This is a genomic window from Kitasatospora sp. NPDC127111, assembly GCF_042677465.1.
In the GTDB taxonomy this organism is placed as follows: Bacteria; Actinomycetota; Actinomycetes; order Streptomycetales; family Streptomycetaceae; genus Kitasatospora.
Genome location: NZ_JBHXTG010000009.1, coordinates 143,667 through 163,700, shown reverse-complemented (window position 1 = coordinate 163,700; position 20,034 = coordinate 143,667). Strand labels below are relative to the sequence as shown.

Annotated in this window: 18 protein-coding genes and 1 pseudogene; 7 read left to right on the top strand and 12 right to left on the bottom strand. The window is 75.8% G+C overall.

The window, feature by feature from the left end:
• Positions 1-67 precede the first annotated feature (67 nt).
• On the bottom strand, positions 68-370 hold the full coding sequence (locus ACFVHB_RS08880) for a YciI family protein (RefSeq protein ID WP_380317356.1): 303 nt from the start codon (positions 368-370) through the stop codon (positions 68-70).
• A gap of 210 nt (positions 371-580) precedes the next feature.
• On the opposite strand from ACFVHB_RS08880, the gene ACFVHB_RS08875 reads away from it, so the two are divergent.
• The 4 genes from ACFVHB_RS08875 to ACFVHB_RS08860 all read left to right on the top strand — a co-directional run bounded on the left by ACFVHB_RS08875 (position 581) and on the right by ACFVHB_RS08860 (position 5,014).
• A complete protein-coding gene (locus ACFVHB_RS08875) occupies positions 581-883 on the top strand; it encodes a cupin domain-containing protein (protein ID WP_380317353.1) in 303 nt (100 codons plus the stop codon).
• 221 nt (positions 884-1,104) lie between these two features.
• Entirely contained in the window at positions 1,105-1,407 is a 303-nt protein-coding gene (locus ACFVHB_RS08870; RefSeq protein WP_380317350.1) for a hypothetical protein, read from the top strand.
• A 113-nt stretch (positions 1,408-1,520) separates the two neighbouring features.
• Positions 1,521-3,083 carry an FAD-binding protein gene (locus ACFVHB_RS08865; RefSeq protein ID WP_380317347.1) on the top strand — a complete coding sequence of 521 codons (1,563 nt, stop codon included), beginning with the start codon at positions 1,521-1,523 and terminating at the stop codon, positions 3,081-3,083.
• A gap of 161 nt (positions 3,084-3,244) precedes the next feature.
• Positions 3,245-5,014: a cation:proton antiporter gene (locus ACFVHB_RS08860; RefSeq protein ID WP_380317345.1), complete on the top strand. Its 1,770-nt coding sequence runs from the start codon at positions 3,245-3,247 to the stop codon at positions 5,012-5,014.
• Between the two features lie 75 nt (positions 5,015-5,089).
• Here the strand turns inward: ACFVHB_RS08860 and ACFVHB_RS08855 are convergent, their stop codons facing one another.
• Positions 5,090-6,547 (bottom strand): hypothetical protein, encoded by a 1,458-nt coding sequence (locus ACFVHB_RS08855; protein ID WP_380317342.1) that lies wholly within the window; start codon positions 6,545-6,547, stop codon positions 5,090-5,092.
• Positions 6,548-6,887: 340 nt separating this feature from the next.
• Between ACFVHB_RS08855 and ACFVHB_RS08850 the strand changes: the two genes are divergently transcribed.
• Positions 6,888-7,220, top strand: a complete 333-nt coding sequence (locus ACFVHB_RS08850; RefSeq protein WP_380317339.1) for a carboxymuconolactone decarboxylase family protein — start codon at positions 6,888-6,890, stop codon at positions 7,218-7,220.
• A gap of 207 nt (positions 7,221-7,427) precedes the next feature.
• On the top strand, positions 7,428-8,600 hold the full coding sequence (locus tag ACFVHB_RS08845) for a low temperature requirement protein A (RefSeq protein WP_380317336.1): 1,173 nt from the start codon (positions 7,428-7,430) through the stop codon (positions 8,598-8,600).
• Between the two features lie 45 nt (positions 8,601-8,645).
• On the opposite strand, the gene ACFVHB_RS08840 is transcribed toward ACFVHB_RS08845, so the two are convergent.
• The 3 genes from ACFVHB_RS08840 to ACFVHB_RS08830 all read right to left on the bottom strand — a co-directional run bounded on the left by ACFVHB_RS08840 (position 8,646) and on the right by ACFVHB_RS08830 (position 10,788).
• Entirely contained in the window at positions 8,646-9,725 is a 1,080-nt protein-coding gene (locus tag ACFVHB_RS08840; protein WP_380317334.1) for a 4Fe-4S binding protein, read from the bottom strand.
• Between the two features lie 109 nt (positions 9,726-9,834).
• Positions 9,835-10,293, bottom strand: coding sequence for a hypothetical protein (locus tag ACFVHB_RS08835; protein WP_380317331.1), 459 nt, complete (start codon positions 10,291-10,293; stop codon positions 9,835-9,837).
• A gap of 72 nt (positions 10,294-10,365) precedes the next feature.
• Positions 10,366-10,788, bottom strand: a complete 423-nt coding sequence (locus ACFVHB_RS08830) for a GNAT family N-acetyltransferase (protein WP_380317328.1) — start codon at positions 10,786-10,788, stop codon at positions 10,366-10,368.
• A 59-nt stretch (positions 10,789-10,847) separates the two neighbouring features.
• Here ACFVHB_RS08830 and ACFVHB_RS08825 point away from each other — a divergent pair, with 59 nt between their 5' ends.
• Positions 10,848-11,972, top strand: a complete 1,125-nt coding sequence (locus ACFVHB_RS08825) for an NAD(P)-dependent oxidoreductase (RefSeq protein WP_380317325.1) — start codon at positions 10,848-10,850, stop codon at positions 11,970-11,972.
• 23 nt (positions 11,973-11,995) lie between these two features.
• On the opposite strand, the pseudogene ACFVHB_RS08820 reads toward ACFVHB_RS08825, so the two are convergent.
• The 7 genes and pseudogenes from ACFVHB_RS08820 to ACFVHB_RS08790 form a co-directional block, all read right to left on the bottom strand.
• A pseudogene (locus tag ACFVHB_RS08820) lies at positions 11,996-12,210 on the bottom strand (aminoglycoside phosphotransferase family protein); the annotation flags it as partial.
• A 203-nt stretch (positions 12,211-12,413) separates the two neighbouring features.
• Positions 12,414-12,854 carry a carboxymuconolactone decarboxylase family protein gene (locus ACFVHB_RS08815; protein ID WP_380317367.1) on the bottom strand — a complete coding sequence of 147 codons (441 nt, stop codon included), beginning with the start codon at positions 12,852-12,854 and terminating at the stop codon, positions 12,414-12,416.
• A 149-nt stretch (positions 12,855-13,003) separates the two neighbouring features.
• Positions 13,004-13,471, bottom strand: a complete 468-nt coding sequence (locus tag ACFVHB_RS08810) for a hypothetical protein (protein ID WP_380317322.1) — start codon at positions 13,469-13,471, stop codon at positions 13,004-13,006.
• A complete protein-coding gene (locus tag ACFVHB_RS08805) occupies positions 13,468-16,437 on the bottom strand; it encodes a bpX6 domain-containing protein (protein ID WP_380317319.1) in 2,970 nt (989 codons plus the stop codon). Before ACFVHB_RS08805 ends, ACFVHB_RS08810 begins: the two co-directional genes overlap by 4 nt.
• On the bottom strand, positions 16,434-18,131 hold the full coding sequence (locus tag ACFVHB_RS08800; RefSeq protein ID WP_380317316.1) for a hypothetical protein: 1,698 nt from the start codon (positions 18,129-18,131) through the stop codon (positions 16,434-16,436). The genes ACFVHB_RS08805 and ACFVHB_RS08800 overlap by 4 nt, the downstream gene beginning before the upstream one ends.
• Positions 18,128-18,760: a hypothetical protein gene (locus ACFVHB_RS08795; RefSeq protein ID WP_380317313.1), complete on the bottom strand. Its 633-nt coding sequence runs from the start codon at positions 18,758-18,760 to the stop codon at positions 18,128-18,130. Before ACFVHB_RS08795 ends, ACFVHB_RS08800 begins: the two co-directional genes overlap by 4 nt.
• Positions 18,757-19,980 (bottom strand): AAA family ATPase, encoded by a 1,224-nt coding sequence (locus tag ACFVHB_RS08790; protein WP_380317311.1) that lies wholly within the window; start codon positions 19,978-19,980, stop codon positions 18,757-18,759. The genes ACFVHB_RS08795 and ACFVHB_RS08790 overlap by 4 nt, the downstream gene beginning before the upstream one ends.
• Positions 19,981-20,034: the final 54 nt, after the last annotated feature.

Here is a 20,034-nt window from a genome sequence, read left to right as displayed (position 1 = left end):
GGCCCCGGTCCACGTGGACCGGGGCCGGACCGGTCGTGCCCTCGCCGCGAGGCGGCCGGGCAGCGCGCTACGAGGCGGGCAGCTGCTCGCGGTAGGCGTCCAGCGCGGGGGCGGTGGTGCTGGCGACGAACTCCGTGACCGTGTACGCGGCCAGGCCGGCCAGCGTGAACGGGTCGGTGCGGGTGATCTCCTCGACCGCCGCCCGGTCGACGCCGACGGCGAGGATGACGCCGCCGTCACGGGGCACCTTGCGGCCGGAGGCGAGGAAGGTGCCGGCCGCGTAGTGCGCCTTCAGCCAGTCGACGTGCTCGGGCAGCACGGCGTCGATGCGGTCCAGCGGTGCGGTGTAGGTCAGCTCCAGAACGAACATGCCGCCCAGGCTAGCCGCCCTCCCCGATCCCCCGTCAGCCTCCCCGGTCACCGCGGGATTTCGGTGCGGGGCGTCGGCGTCGGATTCCGGTGGGGATCCCGGCGCGGGATTTTACCGAACGGTCGACCAACGGGGAGGGACGGCGGGCTAGCGTTCAGGGCATCCACCGGACGACAGGGCGCGGGCAGGCCGCGCGGGAAGAGGTGTGCCGTGAACGGGATCGACGTGGCCGGAGCCGCGGCGGCGCTGCCGCGGGCATGGAGCTCGCAGGTGCTCGGCCGGGTGGGCCCGGCGGCGGTCAAGGTGCTGCGGATGGACGGGCTGCCGCTGGCGGAGGAACGGCACGAGCACGCCGAGGTGCTGCTCGTCCTGGACGGCCGGCTGGAGCTGGTGGTCGACGGCGTGGCCGTACCGGTGGGGCCGGGCGGGCTGTACGTCGTCCCCGCGGGCGTCCCGCACGCGGTGGCGGCGGGCAGCCGGGGCACGCTGGTGATCGTGGAGGCCGACGCCTGACCGGTCGCGGCAGCGTGTCGAACCCCATCATGCCCGGTCAGCGGCCTCTCCGGTAGGACTCAGCGCACGTTCCTCTTCCCTTGCCCCGCGGCCTCCCCGGCCCGCAGACTCGTCCGCATCCACTCCCCCGGCCCCGTGCCGGCTCCCGTCCGCGGGCGCCGTCGCGCACGTCGTGCTGCCCAGCCGGCCGGGAGGGAGTCGGCGAGTCGAGGGGGAAACGCATGGTGGACCAGGATGTGCTGCTGCGGGCGCGGGTCGTGCTGCTGAGCAGCAACAACCGGATCCTGCGCGGGCCGAGGGCGCTCGAGGTGTACCGGGTGCTGGCCTCCGCCGCACCGGAGGTGTACGGGTCCAAGCTGGTCGTCGTCCTGCTCCGCGGGGCCGTCGCGCTGGCGGGGAGCGACCCGGCGAAGGCGCGGGCGGTGGTGGAGGAGGCGGTCGCCGTGGCGGAGGCCCTGGAGGAGCGGAACCCCTTCCGGGCGGAGGTGCTCGCCCTGGCCCTGGCACACCGCGAGCTGGTGTAGTCCGCGCCCGCCCCTCCTCCGCCCCGCAGCGGAGGAGGGGCGGCGGGCTGCCCGGTCACGTGCCGACTGCGGTAGAACACTGCTCATCTGACGATCGATCGGAGAAATCTGCCATGAGCAAGTCAGCCCTACCGCGTCGCGCACTGCTCGCGGGCGCGGCGGCCACGGTCATCGGCTGGAACACCGCCGGACGCTCCTGGGCGGTCACCGGCCCCGGCACGGTCACCTGGCCCAGCAGGGAGGCGGGCTCCGGCACGGAGGCGGGCCCCGGCGCGGAGGCGGGCCCCGGCGCGGAGGCGGGCGAACTGGCCGCGCTGCCTCCGCTGGACGGGAGCGTCGTCGCCGACCCGGACACGCTCGCCCGCTTCGCGGGGGACTTCGGGCACCTGGTCACCGCCGTGCCCCGGGCCGTCCTGCGGCCGGGCTCGGTGCGCGACGTGGCCACGGCGGTCGGCTTCGCGCACCGGCACCGGATTCCCGTCGCGATGAACGGCCGGAGCGGGACGGGCTCCACGGCCGAGCTGGAGTCGCACTCCAGCTACGGGCAGGCCACGGCCCCCGGCGGCCTCGCCATCGACGCCCGCGGCCTGGACCGGATCGTCTCCGTCGCCCCCGGCCGGGCCGTCGTGGAGGCCGGCGTCACCTGGGCGCAGCTGACCGACGCCGCGCTCGCCCGGGGCTGGGCGCCGCCGTGCCTGACGGACTACCTGCACCTGTCGGTCGGCGGGACGCTGAGCGTCGGCGGGATCGGCGGCGCCGTGCAGCGGTACGGGCTCCAGGTGGACACGGTCGAGTCGGTCGACGTGGTCACCGGCACCGGACAGCTCGTCACCGCCTCTCCCACGGTGAACCGGGAGCTGTTCGACGCGGTGCTCGCCGGCGGTGGCCAGGCCGGGATCATCGTCCGGGCGACCCTGCGCCTGGTCCGCGCCCGGGAGCGGGCCCTGGTGTTCAGCCTCTTCTACGACGACCTCGCCGCCTACCTCGCGGACCAGGAGCGGCTGACGGCCGAGCAGCGGTTCGACCTGCAGGTCGGCGAGGTGGTGCGGAACGCGGCGGGCACCGGCTGGCGGTACAAGGCGGAGCTCGTCGCCCACTACGACGGCACCGCGGTGCCCGACCGCGCGCAGCTGCTGCACGGGCTGCACCACCTGGCGGCCGAGACCACGGTGGTGGACCAGACCGCGCGCGCGTACGCGTTCCGGGTGGACGGCTTCGCCGACTACCTGAAGGCGGCCGGCCTGTGGGGGCAGCCGAAGCCGTGGCTGAGCCTCTTCCTGCCGGCCTCGACCACCGCGACGTTCCTGCGCGAGGCGGAGGCGCTGCTCACGCCCGAGGACCTGGGCGCCGGCCTGCTGCTCTGCTACCCGTTCCGGACCGACCGGTTCACCCGGCCGATGGCCGTGATGCCGGCCGAACCGGTCGGCTGGCACTTCGACCTGCTCTCCTTCCCCGCCCCGGGCGCCGACACCGCCGCCGCGCTGCGCCGCAACCGGCTGCTGTACGACCGGGCGGTGGCCCTCGGCGGCAAGCGGTACCTGATCGGCGCGATCCCCGGCCTCATCCGCACCGACTGGCGCCGCCACTACGGCAGCCGGTGGCCCGGCGCGGTGGCCGCGAAGCGGCGCTTCGACCCGGCCGGCATCCTCACCCCGGGCCAGGGCATCCACACCTGACGCACCTCCGGCCCCGGGCCGGTCGGCTTCCGGTCGGCTTCGGGGCCGGCCCACGCCCGGGCCGGTCGGCGTCGGGTGGCCGGTCGGCGTCCGGGGCCGGTCGGCGTCCGGGGCCGTGTCCTCCTTGACTCGTGTGGTCGGCGCCAGCACAGTGCGGATCCATGACCACCGACGCGATCTTCCTGGGTCTGGGGCTGACCGCCGTACTCGCGGTCGGCTCCCAGGTGCTGGCGAGATGGTTGCGCGTCCCCGCGCTGATCGTCCTGCTGCCGGTCGGGTTCACGGCGGGTGCGCTCACCGACGACATCGACCCCGACCGGCTGCTGGGCGCGACGTTCTCCCCCTTGGTGTCGCTCTCCGTGGCGTTGATCCTCTACGACGCGGGCCTCGGCCTGGACCTGCAGCACCTCCGGGGACACAACCGGCGCGTGGTGGTCAGGCTGCTCCTGCTCGGTGTGGTGGTCACCGGGATCTCGGCCACCCTCCTCGCGGCGCAGTTCCTGGGGATGTCCTCCCGGGCCGCGCTGATGCTCGGCGCGATCCTCGTGGTCAGCGGTCCGACCGTGGTCGGGCCGCTGCTCAGCTTCGTGCGTCCGGTGGAACGGCTCCAGCAGATCCTCGTCTGGGAGGGTTCGCTGATCGACCCGATCGGCGCGATCCTGGGCGCGCTGGTCTTCCACTCGGTCATCGCGAGCACCCATGCCCGGTTCGGCGCGCAGGCCGGGCAGTTGCTGCTGAGCTTCGCGGTGGGGCTCGCCGGCGGCCTGGTCGGATCGGCGGTGCTGTGGCTGCTGCTGGGCAGGTTCCGGATTCCCGAACCGCTCGGCACCTCGGTGCAGCTCGCCACGGTGATCGGCACGGCGGCCCTCTGCGACGTGCTCCGCGACGACACCGGACTCATCGCCGCCGTGGGCATGGGCGTGGCCGTCGCCAACCTCCCCTCCTTCGACGTCCCGTCACGCAACCCGTTCTTCGAGACCCTCGTCCAGCTGATCATCGGACTGCTGTTCATCTCCATCTCGGCGACCATCACCCCGGACTCGCTCACCGACGTCCTGCTGCCGACACTCGGCCTGGTCGCCGTGCTGGTCGTCGTCGTCAGACCGCTGGTGGCGGCGCTGTCCACGCTCGGGACGGACCTCCCGCAGGGCGAACGCGCCTTCATCGGCTGGATGGCCCCACGCGGCATCGTCGCGGCCGCCACGGCCTCGACGTTCTCCACGACGCTGGTCGCGCAAGGCATCGACGGGGCCGCGGACATCCTTCCCGCGACCTTCCTGGTCATCGTCGCCACGGTGGCGGTCTACGGCTTCACCGCGGTGCCCGCCGCGAGGTTGCTGGACGTCAGGCGTACCGCCCGCTCGCGGCCGTTGCTGGTCGGCGGCGCGTACTGGGTGGTGGAGGTCGGCCGGGTACTCCGTTCGGCGGGCCTGGACGTGCTGATGTGGGCCGGTCTCGAACCCGAGCGCGAGCGGATCCGGGCGGCCGGCCTGGAGCTGGCGCCGGGCGAGCTGCTGGCGGCGGCCACCGGGCAGGGCGCGGAGCTGGAGGGCATCACGGCCGTCCTGCTGCTGACCGACGAGGACGACTTCAACGCGCTCGCCTCGACGATCCTGCAGGGCAGCGGCGGGGCTCCGGTCTACCGCCTGGGGCCGCCCCACGGCAGCCACGGGGTCGTGGCGCCGTACACCGGCGGCGAGATCCTCTTCGACGAGTCCCTGGTCCGGCCGGCGCTGGCCCGCCGGTACGCCGACGGGGCGCCGGTCGTGGCGAGGTCCGGTACCGGGACGGTCCCCGCCGGGTACGACCTGCTGTTCCGGGTCCGGTCGGACGGCACGCTCGCCCCGGTCGTCGGCGGCCGCGCGCCGCACGAGGAGGCCGGGGACGTGGTGGTCCTGCTCGGCCCGGCCCGGCAGGCCGAACCGGGCTGAGCACGGGCCGGGCGCGACCGGGCGGTGAACGAGGCCCTGTTCGGGCACACGGACCCGTCGCCGACTCCGTCCGGGTCAGGCGTGGGCCGGGGGCGGGCCGGCGGGGACCGTCGGCGGCGGGGCGCGGTCGCCGTCCGGGCCGGTGTCGAGGAACTCCCGGACGCCGAAGGCCAGCGCCACGAAGAAGGTGATCCACAGCACCACGGCCCAGGTCGGGTAGCTCCAGGTGGCCAGGACCAGGACCGCGACCAGCAGGATCCCCCCGCCGATCCAGCGCTTCCAGCGGTGCACGAACCGGCCGACCGGGCCGAGCCTCATGCCGAGCGAGTACAGGGCCTCCCGCAGCGAGCCGATGATCCGCCGGCAGGCGGTCCGGGCGGCGACGGCCGGCCGTGACGGGCCGACCAGGAAGGCGCCGACCGCGGTGACCACGGCCATCGCGCCGACGGCCCGGACGGTGGCCCGCATGAACCGGATGAGCGTGTCGTAGACGGCGCCGGCCGCGGCCTCGTTGGCGCCCACCGGAATGTGGTCCAGGTAGATCGCGCGGAAGACGGTGAGCGCGATGCCGAGCAACAGCATGGCGAGGAAGAATCCGATCCCCACTCCGATCAGCGCCCGGCGGCGGTTGACGGCCAGGAAGACGCCGCCCGCGGCGATCGCCACCGTGATGATCGGCAGCCAGACGCCCGCGATCTCCAGGAGCCGGAAGTACGTCTTGATCCTCCCGATGTCCTTGGAGGCGAAGAGCACGAAGTTGGTGTGGACGTCCGGGATCTTCGCGACCGGGCCGAGACCCGCGTTGACGAGCTCGTCCTTGACCTTGGCGACGATCGGCGCGATGTCGATGGCGACCTGGTCGTTCTCCAGTTTGACCGCGCCACCGCCCTTGCCCGTGAGCGCCTTGTCGAGGGAGGTGTGCACGAGCCGGTTCGCCTCGACCCAGATGGTCGCGAACGCGTCGCTGGTGACCACCTTGTTGACGGTCGCGCTGACCAGCTGGGTGAGGGCGCTCTTGACCGGCCCGCTCAGATTGTTGATCAGGTTCGCCGCGTTCGCCGGCACACCCTGCTGGGCTGCCGCGTCGGACAGCTGCTTGACCAGCGCGTCGACGTCGATCTGTTCCAGCACCACCTGGGTGACCCGGTTGGTGACGGCCTGCTGGACGTCCGGCTCGGTGGCCAGCGGGGCGACGGTCGAGACGTAGCGGTCGGTGTCACCGATGAAGTCGGAGGTCCACACCGCCAGCACGGACAGCAGGGAGAGCAGGGACGCGATCACGATCAGCACGACGGCCCCGGAGGTCCGCCAGCGGTGGTGCTCCTTCTTCGGGGCGGCCTCGAGCGCGGCGATCCGGGCGTGGAGCTGGGCGATCTCGTCCGCGCCGCCGCCCGCCGGCGCGGGCCGGCCCGGCTCGGGCGGCGTGGCCGGGCCGTCGGCGGGAGCCGGAACCGGCTCGGCCGCACCACCTTCGCCGGAACCGCCACCGCTGGCGGAGCCGCCAGGGCCGGGCTCGGGTGGGATCGACGCCATCGTTTCCTCCTCGGGCGGGCGGCCGACGGCCACCGGGTGTCCTTCCAGGAGAAGCGGCGCGCGGCACGCCCACCACCGGGAGTCGGCGTACGGGTGGCCGGCAGGCCCCCGCTCGGGGGCCCGTCGCGAACCGACGGCCCCGGCGTTCACGCGCCCCGGACCGTCGGCTTCACGCCGTCAGCCCCGTGCTGCCGCCCTCGTGGAGCCGTCCACCCGGGCGGCGCACTCTCCGTGCGGCCCACCCGGGTGTTGCCTACGGTCGGACGCGGGCGTCCCGCGGACGTCCCCGGTCGTGCAAGAGGCACAGGCCGAGCAGAACGACACAGGGAGATGACCGGACATGTCGACCACCTCTGAGACCCCCGTCCTCGACACCCTCATGGCCATGACCGCCGACTCCATCGAGCGGTGTGGCCTGGCCCCCGACATGCTGATCCTCAGCCGGATCGCCGCGCTGGTGGCGATGGACGCCCCGCCCGTCTCCTACCTCGCTCACCTCGAACCGGCGATGAGGGAGCACATGACCGCGAGCCAGTTGCAGGACGTGCTGGTCGCGATCGCGCCGATCGTCGGTACCGCCCGGGTGATGTCGGCCGCGGCCCACATCACCGAGGCGCTCGGCATCGCCATCGCGGTGGCCGAGGACGAGGCCGCGCGCATGGGCGGCAGGTAGGACCCGCCGCGCCGGCCGTGACGTTCCGCCACCTCGCCCCCCGGGCCGTGAGCACGGAGTCCGGGCTCCCGGCCGGGCGGCCGTCCGGCCGGCGGCCCGGCGAGGTGGTGCGGAGTGTGGCGGGCACCGGCCGGCGGTACGCGGCGGTACTCCTGGTGGACGGCGGGCCCTCCGACGCTGGTGGCGACGGGCGGGGAGAGTGGTGGGATGCGGGCGCAGGAGGCGGTGCCGGAGGAGCAGCGGGCGGGCTGGTTCGAGCTCTTCTTCGACCTGGTGTTCGTCGTCACCGTGAGCGTGCTCGCCCGCGACCTGCACGGTGATCCCGGGGCGAAGCAGTTCGGCACCTTCCTGGTGCTGTTCTTCCCGGCCTGGTGGGCCTGGGCCAACCTGACGGTCACGATCAACGTGTTCGGCTCGGACGACCCCCGCAGTCAGGCGCTCCTGCTGGGCACGATGCCCGCCCTCGGGCTGATGGCCGCCGCCGCGCCGGACGGGCTGGGCGACCGGGCGTGGGCGTACGCGCTGGGGGCGGCGTGGGTGCGGCTGGGGTTCTTCGGCATCTGGTTCGGCCGGGCCAGGGAGCCGGGCAGTCCGGTGCCGGTGTGGCGGCCGGTGCTCTACTGCCTGGCGCCGGCCGCGCTCTGGGCGGTCTCGGCCGCGGTGCCGAACCCGGGCCGGTTCGTGCTCTGGTTCGCGGCGGTCGCGCTGGAGGTGGTGCTGCTGGTGGTCCGGGCCGGCCTCAGCGAGGAGTTCTACGCCCGGCTCGCCACCGAGCACCTGGTCGAGCGGATCGGCCTGTTCGTCGTCATCGTGCTCGGCGAGAGCGTCTTCACCGTCGTCGTCACCCTCGCCGACCACTTCACCGGGCCGTCCGGGCTCGCGGCGCTGCTCGGATTCGTGGTGGTGGCCGAGCTCGCGATGATCTTCTTCGTCTGGGGCACCACGGAGGCCGCCCGCGGGCTGCTCCGGGCGCAGGCCGGCGGCTCCAGCCGGGCCATCCGCGACACCGTGCTGTACCTGCCGTTCGTGCTGGTCTCCGGCATCACCGTGATCGCCGCCGCCCTCGGCACGGCGGTGGCCGAACCCGGCCACGCGCTGCCGCCGGGCTCCCGGTGGGCGCTGTGCGGCGGCATCCTCGCGTTCTACTCGGCGAACGCCGCCATCTCCCTGCGCTACGGGGACCCGGGGCGGACGGTGCTCGCCTGGTACCTGCCCTGCCTGCTGTTCACCGTGGTGGGCCTGGTGCCGGCCTCGGTGTTCCTGCCGGCCTGGGCCGCGGTGGGCTGCGCGGCGGCGGTGGTATTCGCGCTGGCGAAGCTCGCGAAGCACCACCGCGCCGCCCGTCAGCGGGCCGCCGGAGGGGAGACGGGAGCGGCGTAGGGGCGCGGCCGGCGTGCGGTTCGCGCGTCCGGTCCGGGCCCCGGCTCAGGCGTTCGGTTCCCTGCGGTTCCGGGTGGGTGCCGGGGCGCTCCAGCCGCCGCTGACCTCCTTCACCGGCTTGTGCGGGAAGCGCCGTTCGGCGTACTCCTTGGCCCGGGAGCCGGGGAGCACGTAGAGCGTCTCGGGCTTCTCCTGGAGCGGGCGCAGCACGGTGTCCATGAACCGCCGGCGGTCGTCGAGGTAGGGACCGAGCACGTCCTCGCCGGCCGGGCAGACGGCCAGGCAGTAGGCCGCCTTGTAGCCGGGTTTGAAGGCGAGGCTCTGCCACATCGAGGCGTTCTCGGCGTCCGTGACGCGGCCGCGGAAGTCGGCGGCGTCCTCGCTGTCGGCCACGGTCTGCACCCAGTCGGTGAATCCGGCCATGAACTCGCGGTAGTTGTGGGTGGCGCAGGCCAGGAAGTCGAAGTCGCCGCCCTTGGTGATCGCGCCGACCGGGCAGGCGGCGACGCACAACTTGCAGTCCACGCACGGGTTGTAGTCCAGCGGCTCGCCGTAGGAGCTCACCTCGGCGTCGACCAGCAGGGTGGCGAGGAGGACGAAACTGCCGAAGCGCGGGTGGATGACGTTGCGGTGCAGGCCCATCACGCCCAGACCGGCCGCCACCGCGACCGTCTTGTGCGCCACCACCCAGATCCGGCCGGGGAAGTGCTCCATCTCCATCGGGAAGGTCGCCGAGGGGTTGACCGCCCGGTATCCGGCGTCCTCCAGCTCCCGGACCACCGTCCGCGCCGCGTCGTTGACCAGCTCCCCGGCGCGGTGGAACTCGTGGTTGGCGACGCTGCGCGCGGCCGAGCGCACGTCGTCCCGGTTCATCCGCACCACGAGCGACACCAGGGCACGCGCCCCCGGCAGCGCGCCCAGCACGTGCTCGCGCTCCCCCACCAGATCCGGGTGCTCCAGGCTCACCGCGGCCGCGTCGTCCGCCCCGGCGCGCAGGCAGAGCTCCCGGAGCCACGCGGCGTCGATCACGCCCGGCCGATCGGCCGCCCGCCCCTCGGCCCTGGCGGCCAACACCGCTCGCACCGAAGGGTGTTCGGCGAGTTTGCGCGGCAGCTTGGATTCCATGGGACGCCCCCCGGTCCTGGTCGGTTGCATTTTCATACTCACTGGGAGCTCAGCATACGCGAGGTGAGTTGGAAAACAAGACTGACGTACGCAGGGCGGCGCGCCGTCGTCAGGCGGGCGCCCGGCCGGGGTTCGCGGCGGCACCGGGCGCGCGCCCGGGAGGGGCGGGTGCCGCACCCCGGTCCCGCATGACGGCCGCCTCCTCCAGCAGGGACCAGCCGTCGACCTCCACCGTCCGCCCTCCCGGCTGCCACCCCCGGGCCAGCGCGGTGTCGAGCAGGGACCGGACGGCGCCCGGTTCGTGCAGGTTCAGCGAGGCGCCCCGGGTGTACCCCACGTCCCCGGAGCCCAGGGGGAATCCGCCCGGCACGTACCGGCCCGGGCCGTCGGCGAAGACGATCCGCAACGCGCCGCCGCCGCTTCCGGCGGGCTGCGGATACAACGTCAGGGTTTCCCGGCAGCGCTCGGACCGGCCGTCGTCCAGCACGTCGTGGTGGTGGCGCAGCGAGTACAGGTAGGTACGCCCGTCGGCGACCAGTCGGCGGGGCTTTCCCGAACGGCGTGGCACGGGGCCCAGGCTACGCGTCACCCTCCCGGCCCGGCCCCGACCCGCCGCCTCCCGGGGCGGGGCTCGGGGCGCTCAGACGAGGCGGTGCATGCCGACCGAGTGCGGGGCCGTCTCGGTGAAGCCGAACTTGGCGTAGAGGCGGTGGGCGTCGCCGTCGGCGATCAGTGAGACGTAGGCGCCCGCCGGGGCGCGGCGCTCCAGTTCGGCGGTCAGGCCGGCCATGATGCGCCCGCCCAGGCCGCGGCCCTGGTGTTCGGGCAGCACGCAGATGTCGGCGATCTGGAACACCGAGCCGCCGTCGCCGACGATCCGGCCCATGCCGACGGTGCGGCCGTCCTCGGTGTGCACGGTCACGCCGTACCAGGTGTGCGGGAGGCCGGCGGCCACCGCCGCGGCCGGGCGGTCGCTCATGCCGGCGGCGGTGCGCAGGTGACGGAAGGTGTCCACGTCGGGCACGCCGGGCCGGACGTCGTAAGTGTCGCTGCTATCGTTCATGTCTTACATCGTAGCGGTCGCGGCATCGACCGGCCGAGCCGGTTGGGTGAGGAGGACGCATGGACCAGGCCCGGGTCCTGCTGGTGGACGCGGCCCCCGGTGAGCTGCTGGGCCGGGAGCTGGAACGGCTGCTCGGTCACGGGCTCGCCGTCACCCTGAACCTGCGGCGGGTGGAGGACCGCACCGCGGTGCGGGCCGCCTGGGCCGGGCCGGTCGGGTTCACCGACTTCGACCCCTTCGACGAGGCCGCGCTGTGCGCCGAGACCGTCCGGGACGGCCTCGGCTACGACGCCGTCAAGTCCCGCGCCGGGGTGCCGCTGCGGGCCGCCTTCCTGGAGGCGGCGACCGGCCCCACGACGGCGCGCCGGCTCCGGGTGATCGGCCGGGCCGGGGCGGGCACCGACCACGTCGACCTGCCCGCCGCCGGCCGGCTCGGCGTCGTGGTCACCCACACCCCCGGCTCCAACGCCGCCGCCGTCGCCGAATTCGCGCTGGCGCAGCTGCTCGTCCTGACGAGGGATCTGACCGCCCACAACGCGGCGTCCCACCAAGGTGGTTGGCGGACACCGACCGCTCCGGCGGTGGAACTGTCCGAGCTGGCCCTCGGCATCGTCGGGCTGGGGCGGATCGGGCGGGCGCTGGCCGCGCGGGCCGCCGCGCTGGGCATGGAGGTGCAGGCCCTCGCCCGTCGCCCGACCGGGGCCCCGGGGCCGACGGTTCCGGGTGAGGCGCCGGTGCGCCGGGCCCCTTCGCTCGCCGCACTGCTCGCGACCAGCGACGTCGTCTCGCTGCACCTGCCGCTCACGCCGCGGACCCGGGGACTGATCGGCCGGACGGAGCTGGCGCTCATGCGGCCCGGAGCCGTCCTGCTGAACACCGCCCGCGGCGGCATCGTCGACGAACGGGCGCTGGCCGAGGCCCTGCGCGACCCCGCCCACCCGCTCGCTGCGGCCGCCGTCGACACCTTCGCGCACGAGCACGCCGCCTTCGCGTCACCGCTCTTCGGCCTGCCGAACGCGCTGCTCACCCCGCACGTCGCCGGGATGACCAGGGGCGCGATGGCAATCGCGGCCCTGCGGTGCGCGGACCAGCTCGCCGCACTGCTGGCCGGCCGCCCGCACGGCGTCCCGGTGGTGACCGCTCAGGACTCCTCACCGGATGAGCCTCCGGGGCCACCGGAATGACGGACTGTCAGTTCGCCCGGTCCTCACCTCCGGGATCTCAGCACGTCGACCTCACGGCCCGGCGCGAAGGGGGTCGAAGCCGTGCTCGACCAGCCAGCGGACCGCCAGCAGGCTTCGCAAGGACCACCACGCCATGCGCGATCTGCAGGTCGCCGTGCGTGAACGCCGGAGTCCACGGCCGCAGCGCGGCCTCGGCGACCCGGCGGTTGCGGATGACCAGGTCGGTGGGCAGGACGCCGACCGCCGACGTCGCCGGGTTCGTCGCCGGCGACGACGCGGCCGACCACGGCCCGCTACCCGGTGGCTTCGTCCACGACACCGACCTCCGACCAGGTCAGGCCCACCCCTTGGGTCAGAGGTCCTCGGCGACGTGCCGGGGTGGCCGGGGCCGGGCGGTGTGGGGGCCGCCCGGCCCGGCCGGTCAGGGGTGGAGCCGGGGCGTCACCAGGTGGCGCCGCCCGGCTGACGGGTGGTCGCGTTCAGCCGGTTGAAGAAGTTGGTCAGGCTGATCCACAGGACCAGCGAGGCCAGCTGCTTCTCGTCGAAGTGCGCGGCGGCGGCGTCCCAGACGTCGTCCGGCACGACGGCGCGGTCGGCGAGGCGGGTGACGTGCTCGGCCAGCTCCAGCGCGGCGCGCTCGGCGTCGGTGAAGTACGGCGCCTCCCGCCACGCGGCCACGGCGTGCAGGCGCTCGTCGGTCTCGCCGTTCTTCTTCGCGTTCGCCACGCCGCCGATGACGCAGTAGCTGCAGCCGTTGATCTGGCTGGCGCGCAGGTGGACGAGTTCGAGGGTCGACTCGGGCACCCCGCCCTTGCGGGCGGCCTTGGCCACGCTCAGGATCGCGGGCATCGCCTCGGGGATGACGACGGCGGGGTTGGCCATACGGGCGTCGGTCACAGCGGGTCCTTCTCTCTTCGGTATTGTGCGCTGTCACCCCTTCGACGGAACGGATCGCGGAGGTGTGACAACGGCGCCGAAAATCTTTTCGGGACCTGTGCGGCGCGGGTGCGGCGCGGGGTAACGCCGCCCGCTCAGCGGCGGGCCAGGGCCCGGAGGCGGGAGGCGGCGATGTTCCGGATGCGGCGGGTCCGGCCGTCGGCGGCGAGCAGGGTGAGCGCCCGGGTGGAGTCGACCGTCTCGGCGACGCCGAGCTGCAGCCGGTTCGAGCCCGCGGTCAGCGCGGCGGCGTCCCAGGGCAGGCCGCGGGCCAGCGCCGCGAGCAGGGCCCACTCGTCGAGGCGCTGGACGATGAACGGGTGCTCCCCGACGACGGCCGCCAGCGCCGCCGCCCAGGGGCCGAAGCCGTCGCTCCGGAGCAGCGCGGACCCCCGCACGTCGACGTGGCGGACCACCGCGGCCTGGCCCATCACCCGGTCCTCGTCGCGCAACACGGCGGTGACCAAGCCGGGTTCGGCCTCCGTCGGCGCGGCGGCGAGCGCTTCGAGGTAGAGCGCGTAGCGGTCGTGCTCGTCGGCGGGCAGGCGGGTGGGCAGGGTCATCCGGTTCCCCGGTCGGTGGTGACGCGCAGGTTGGCGAGCAGGGTGGCGCCGTCGGCGGAGACGGCCAGCACCCGGCCGGAGCGGTGCCGGAAGGTCACCGCGTCGGCGTGCCGGCGGATGCCGACCTGCTCCGGGTCGGCCTGCGGGAAGGCGACGGTCGCGACGGGCAGCTGGGCGCCCGTGTGCACCAGCAGGCCCGAGCCGTCCGTGCGGGGGACGGTGAGCGCCCAGTGGTCGCCGTCGGCGGTGGGGCCGTACGGGGCGGCGCCGTCGAAGGTCAGCTCACGGACGGCGGCGGCGGCATCGGTGGTCCAGCTGAGCACCGTACGGTCCGGGCGTTCCAGCGGGCGTGCGGCGAGCAGGCCGACGGTGGCGAGCGCCAGCGAGCCGCCGGGCTCGGCGGCGGTGTCGGCGGCAGCGTCGTCCAGGCGGAGTCGTGAGCGCAGCTCCCAGCCGGGCAGGTCCCAGCGCCACAGCTCGGTCAGCGGCGAGCCGTCGGGCAGGTCGGAGACCACCACGGCCGCGCAGCCGCCGGGCGTGCGGGCGATCCGGCCCGCCAGCCGCTGGCCGCCGCCGAGTTCGCGCCAGACCACGGTGGGGCGGGGTGCGAGGGTGTCCAGCACGGCGATGCCGTCGCGGTCCGCGGTGATCAGGTGGCGGCCGTCGAAGGACGGCACCAGCTGCCGCGCCTCCAGGGTGGCCCAGGGCCGGACCGCCCGGGTGGCGAGGTCGAGCCGGGCGATCTCGCGGACCCGCCCGTAGCCGGCCACCAGGAGCGCGCTGCCGCCGTGGTCGGCGAGCACCAGCTGCTCGGCGGGCACGTCCCAGCGGGCCCGGGTGCGGCCGTCGGCGGCGAGCAGCCGCACGCCCGCCTGGCCGCAGGCGACCAGGACGGACCCGGATTCCAGCATGACCGCGTCCAGGACCGGCAGGGTGCCGGGCCGGTCGGCGGCGGTGTACTCGGGGCGGGCGTCGGCCGGGCGGCTGATCGGCCGGGGTCTGGCCAGGTCGGCGGCGACGAGCGGGTCCGCGCGCCGGATGAGCTGATCGAACCGGGCGGCCTCGGTCCGGCCGCCGTGCTGTCCGCCGAAGCCGCCGTCCCGCACGGCCGCCCGGGCGGCGGCGGTGGCGAGTTCGCGGTCGGTGGCCGGGTCGGCGGCCGGCAGGGCCGCCAGGCCCGCGGCCAGCGCGGACCGGCCGGTGGCCCGCGGGTCGCCGTCGCCGTCGAGCACCGCCCGGGCCAGCGTCCTGGTCGCCTCGCCCGCGCCGAGTGCCAGCAGGTACGGCAGGGCCCGGCTGCGGGTCGGCCCGCCGAGGGCCACGGCGTCGCGCAGATCGGCGACGACCGTGGGGCGCAGCGACTCCTCGGGCCAGGCGGCCTCGACGGCGCCCAGCCGGTCACCGGCCTCCCGGCAGTGCCGCGCCCACGCGGCGCGCAGCTCGCGGGCGGCCTCCGGGTGGTCGGGGGTGAGGCGTTCGACGGCGGCGGCGAAGGCGGCCCGGCGGTGCGCGGTCCGGATGGCGCGCTCGTGCTCGCCGGCCCGCCACCAGAGCCGGACCACCAGGTCGGCGGCCAGCTCGCGGCCCTCGGCGAGTTCGGCGGCCTGCGCGGTGCGGCCGTGCCGGTCGAGCAGGGCGACGGCCTCGGCGGGCGTGTTCAGCAGGTCGGCGAGGACGTACGCGGCCTCGTCGATCCGGCCATCGCGCTCCAGCGCCGCGGCGGCGTGGCGGTAGAGGTCGCTGAGGTGCTGGTGGACGGTGGGGCCGGAGAGCGGGGAGGAGGCGCCGGCGCTGCCGCGCCGCGGGGTCGGGCGCAGGTCGCCGGTGTGGCGGTGCGGGAGGCCGAGGGAGAGCCAGCGCTTCTCGGTGCCGGGCCCGCCGCCGGCGAGCTGGATCGCGTCGCGCAGCGCGTCCTCCCAACGGCGCTGTTCGAAGGCGCGGGTCAGCTCGCGCAGGTAGCGGGCGTGGCGGTCGGCCACCAGCCGGCCCGCCGGGGTGCGCAGGGCGAGCCGCGCCAGCAGGTCGCCGAGCAGCGGGCGCCGGGTGCGGCGGGGTTTCCGGCCGGCGGCGGGGGTGGGCTCACCGGCGGTGCCGGTACCGGAGGTCCGGGAGGTCCGGGAGGTCCGGGAGGAGCCGGTCCGGGAGGTCCGGGAGGTCCGGGAGGAGCCGGTCCGGGAGGTGCCGGAGGTGCGGTGGGGGCCGACGATGCCCCTGCTGCGGAGGACGACGGCCAGGCCGAGGCCGATCCCGGCGAGCAGCGCGAACGGGCGGAAGCCGCGGTCGGCGATCAGTCCGGCGTTGCCGGCCGCCCAGACCAGCACGACGGCCGCCATCAGGAGCACGGCGAGCACGTACGCGGCCCAGCCGACCCGCCCGGCGAGCATGCCCGGCCCCGGCCGGGTGCCCCCGTCGGGTCGCGCCTCGGCCGGGTCGCCCTCGGTGAGCCGGCGGGCGCGCTCGCTGCGGGGCCGGATGCCGGCCGCCGCCCGCAGGTCGGGCCGCGGGCGCGGCGGCAGGGCCTCCAGGACGGGTTCGGCCGTGGGTTCCGGTGCGGCGCCGACGGGCCGCGGGCGGTGCGGGGTGAGGCCGGTCGGGTCGAGCCAGCCGGACGGGTCCAGGACGGTCAGCCCCGCGATGCGGTGCGTGTCCGTCCGGCCGGCCGTGGTGAGGACGAGCTGACCGGGGCCGTGCTCGGCGACCTCGGCGCCCTCGCTGCCGACGGCGACCAGCGCGCCGCCGCCCGCGCGCCGCAGCGGCAGGCCGGGGGCCCGGTCGGCCCTGGTCCCCACCGGCTCGGCGAGCGTCAACAGCCAGCGGCCATCGGGGAGTTCGCGTAGTTCAGCGCCATCCTGCCAGTGCGCCAGGACGCGCCCGGCGGCCTCGGCCGCGCCGATCACCGGCACGTCGAGGACGAAGCCGGCGGCGGCGACGGTGGCGCGGAAGGCCGCGCCGGGGGTGGCGGTCACTGGTCGCTCCCGATCAGGTGGTGGATCCGGCCGGTGAACGTGTCGCCGACCACGATCCGGCCGGGCCGGGTCTCGGCGGCGACCAACGGCAGCTTCGGGTGCACCGCGGGCGCGGCGGTGCCGCCGGAGAAGGCCATCAGGGTGCGGACACCGTCGGGGCGGACGTGGCGCACCAGGCGGGCGCTGCGGGTGCAGGTGACCAGCGCGGGCACCGCGTCGTGGTGGACCAGGCCGATCACATCGGCGTCCTCCCGTACGGAGATCCGGTACTCCGTGCCCTGCCAGTTCCGCACCTCCCAGCTCCGGCCGTCCGCCGACCAGGCGACGGTGGCGCCGCTGTGCACGAGGTGGCGGGCACGGGCCGCCTCGGGTGGCAGTGCCCGCTCGTACAACCGGGGCTCGCGGAAGCGGTTGTAGTGCTGCTGCCCGTCGGCGCCGCCGGCGGCCTCGCCGTCGTCGGTGACGGTGCCGTCGGGCGCGATCCGCCACCAGCGGCCGGCCAGCGGCAGCAGCAGGTCGTCGCCGCCGCGCAGCAGCGGCAGGACGGGGCGGGTGAACAGTTCGTCCGGCAGGCCGCGGTCGAGGCCGAAGGCGCCGAGTTCGGCGGAGAAGCCGCCGGGTTCGCCGCCGCGACCGGCGATCGGGCGGCCGCTGACGTAGGGGACGAGGCGGTCCTCACGTACGTACAGCGCGATCAGCCGTCGGCCGGTCCGCCCGGCGGCGACCACCGGGCCGGGCGGTTCGTGGCGCCGGGCCCGGACCGCGGTGGTGGGGCCGCCGTCGGTGTGGGGGAGGTTGACGGCGAGCAGGGTGGTGGCGTGCGCTCCTCGGGCGAGCAGGGTGCGGGCGTCGGTGGTGAAGGCGGGCACCGCTCCCCCGGTGACCTTGGCGGGCAGCTTGACCGCGGCCGGCGCGGGCAGTCGGCGGAACTCGCGGCCGCGCAGCGCCCGGACCGCGATCTCCGGTGCCGGCAGCGGGAGTTCGGCCTGCGCGCCGTCGAGCCGGACGGTGACGTGGGTGGCCCCGGCGGCGGACCAGCGGGCCGGCTCGCTCGTCAGCACCCGGGCCCGGGCCGGGAGTCGTGCGGCCAGCCGGGGTGAGGTGAGCAGCCAGGCCCGGTCGTCGGCGTCGAGGCCCTCCTCGGCGTTCCGGACGTCCTCGGGGGTGGGGTCGGCCGGTCGGCGGGCGGCCAGCCAGGCCGGCAGCACCTCGGCGAGGTCGCCGGTGAGCAGCCGGCCGGCCCGGTCGCCGAGGACGCCGACGACCAACGAGGTGCCGCGCGCGGCCGCCCGGCGGTGCAGGACGAGCAGCGCGGCGAGCTGGACGAGCCGGCCGGAGCCGGCCTGGTTCGGGCCGGTGTCGACCAGCGCGGCGATCCGGCCGCGGGGGGCCGGGGTGCGGAACTCGGGGGCGAAGTGCAGCAGTTCACCGTCGGCGAGCCGGCGCAGGAACTCGTCCGGGTACGCGTCGGCGAGCAGCCATTCGGAGGGCAGCAGCTGGTCCGGCCGGCCGGAGCGGGCGAGGCCGCCGAGGCCGTCCGGGTCGCCGAGGTCGTCGGCGACCGGCTCGCGCTCGCCGACCAGCGTGTCCAGTCGGTGCAGCAACGGGCCCAGGGCGACGGCGAGTTCGGGCGTGAGCGCGGAGAGGGAGGCGGCCCACGGGGCGAGGGCGGCGGGCAGGCGGGTGGTGGTCATCGGGCGGCGCTTCGGGTGTACGGCTCCAGGGCGGCCGGGGAGTCGACGGGCGGGGGCGGGTCGGCGACCAGGGCGTGGCCCGGGACGAGGACGCAGAGCTGGCCGTCCGCGGCGCCGAGCGCCCGGCGCCACAGTGCGGCGGCGGGCCCGGGGCGGGCGGTGGTGGGGACCAGCAGGCCGGCGTCCCGGCCGAGGTAGCGGGCGCCGTCGGCCCACGGCAGCTCGTCCTCGGCGCCGAGGACGAGCAGCAGCCGCTGGGCGGGCGGGGCGCCGAGGTGAGGTGGCACGCCGTGGTGAGGGGGCGGGCTGTCGTGAGGTGGCAGGCCGTCGTGAGGCGCTGGGCCGTCGGGCAGCGGGCCGTCAGCGGGCAGCGGACTGTCATCGGGCAGCGGGCCGTCGTCGGCGAGGACGGCGAGGCGGGCGCCGTCGAGGAGCCCGTCCCGGGTGGCGGCGGCCAGCGCGGGGACGGCGTCTCCCAGGGCGAGCACGGCGACGGCCGGCAGCGGAGGCTCGCGGCGCTCCCAGCGCAGCGGGAAGGACGGCGGGGAGGACGGCGGGGCGAGCACCGGACCGGACAGCGGACCGAACGGCGGACCGGCCGGCGGGGTGGACGTCTGAGCAGTGGTCACGAGGACGCGACCGCCGCAACCAGCTCCGCGCGTATGCCGGCCAGCGCCGCCGGCAGGTCGGCCGGGTCGAAGCCCGCGTCGATCTCGCGCAGCGCCGCCTCCAGCCGCAACCGCGAGTCGCGTCCGGCGGGCAGACCGCGGTGCTCGACGAGCAGCGCGGTGCCGGTCCGGGCGAGCCGTTCGGCCCGGGCGGCCGTGCTGCGGGACAGCTCCTCGGCGGCGTGCACCAGGCTGCGGTTGGCGGCCTTCTCGATCAGGTCGGCGAGGGCGTCCCGGGCCAACGCCTGGGTGTCGGCGGTGGGGGCGATCAGCGGCAGCACCCAGAGGTCGCGGGCGGAGGCCGCGCTCCGACCGTCGAGCACGGCGGCCGCGGCGATCAGCTTCTGCGAGCGCACCGCCCGCCGGTCGCTGACCGGCACGCCGGCGCCGCGCAGCCGGCGCAGCGCGGCGCCGAGCAGCGGGGTCACCTCGTCCAGGCCGCAGTCCCGGGCGGCGGCCGCGAGCCGGTCGACGGCGCCGAGCAGGTCGCCGGGGTGGGCCGGGGACGCGGCCGGGCGGCGGCCGGCCTCCAGCAGCTCCTCCAGCCGGGCGTCGGCCACCGGCTCCACGAAGACCCGGGCCAGGAAGCGGTCGGCGAAGGCGGCGAGGGCGGGGTCGTCCGGCAGGTGGTTGGCGGCGCCGACGCAGACCCGCAGCGGGCTGGCCAGCACGGTGCGGCCCCGGCGGAAGACCCGCTCGTTGAGGAGACCGAGCAGCGTGTTGAGGACGGCGGTGGAGCCGAGGAACACCTCGTCCAGGAAGGCGATGTCGGCTTCCGGAAGCATCCCGGCGGTCTCGAACTCGACCCGCCCCTCGCGGAGCTGACGCAGGTCGACCGGTCCGAACAGCTCGTTCGGCTCGGTGAACCGGCCGAGCAGGTACTCGAAGTAGCGCCCGCCCAGTTGCCCGGCGACCCGGCGCACCGCCTCCGACTTGGCGGTGCCCGGCGCCCCGACCACCAGCAGGTGCTCACCGGCGACCGCACAGAGCGTCACGACCTCGGCCACCGTCTCACGGTCGACCATGCCCCGGCCGGCGGCGGCCACGGCGGCGCCGATCAGTTCGGCGTCGGCGGCGAGCGCCCTCGGGCCGCTGGTGGCCGTCCGGTCCGTGGTGGCCGTCGGGTCCGTGGTGGCCGTCGGATGGGTGCCGGCGGTCGAAGAAGTGCTGGTCTCGGTCACGAGCACCGGAGTCTACGGGGGCCGGACGGCCGCTCACCAACGGGTTTACCGGTC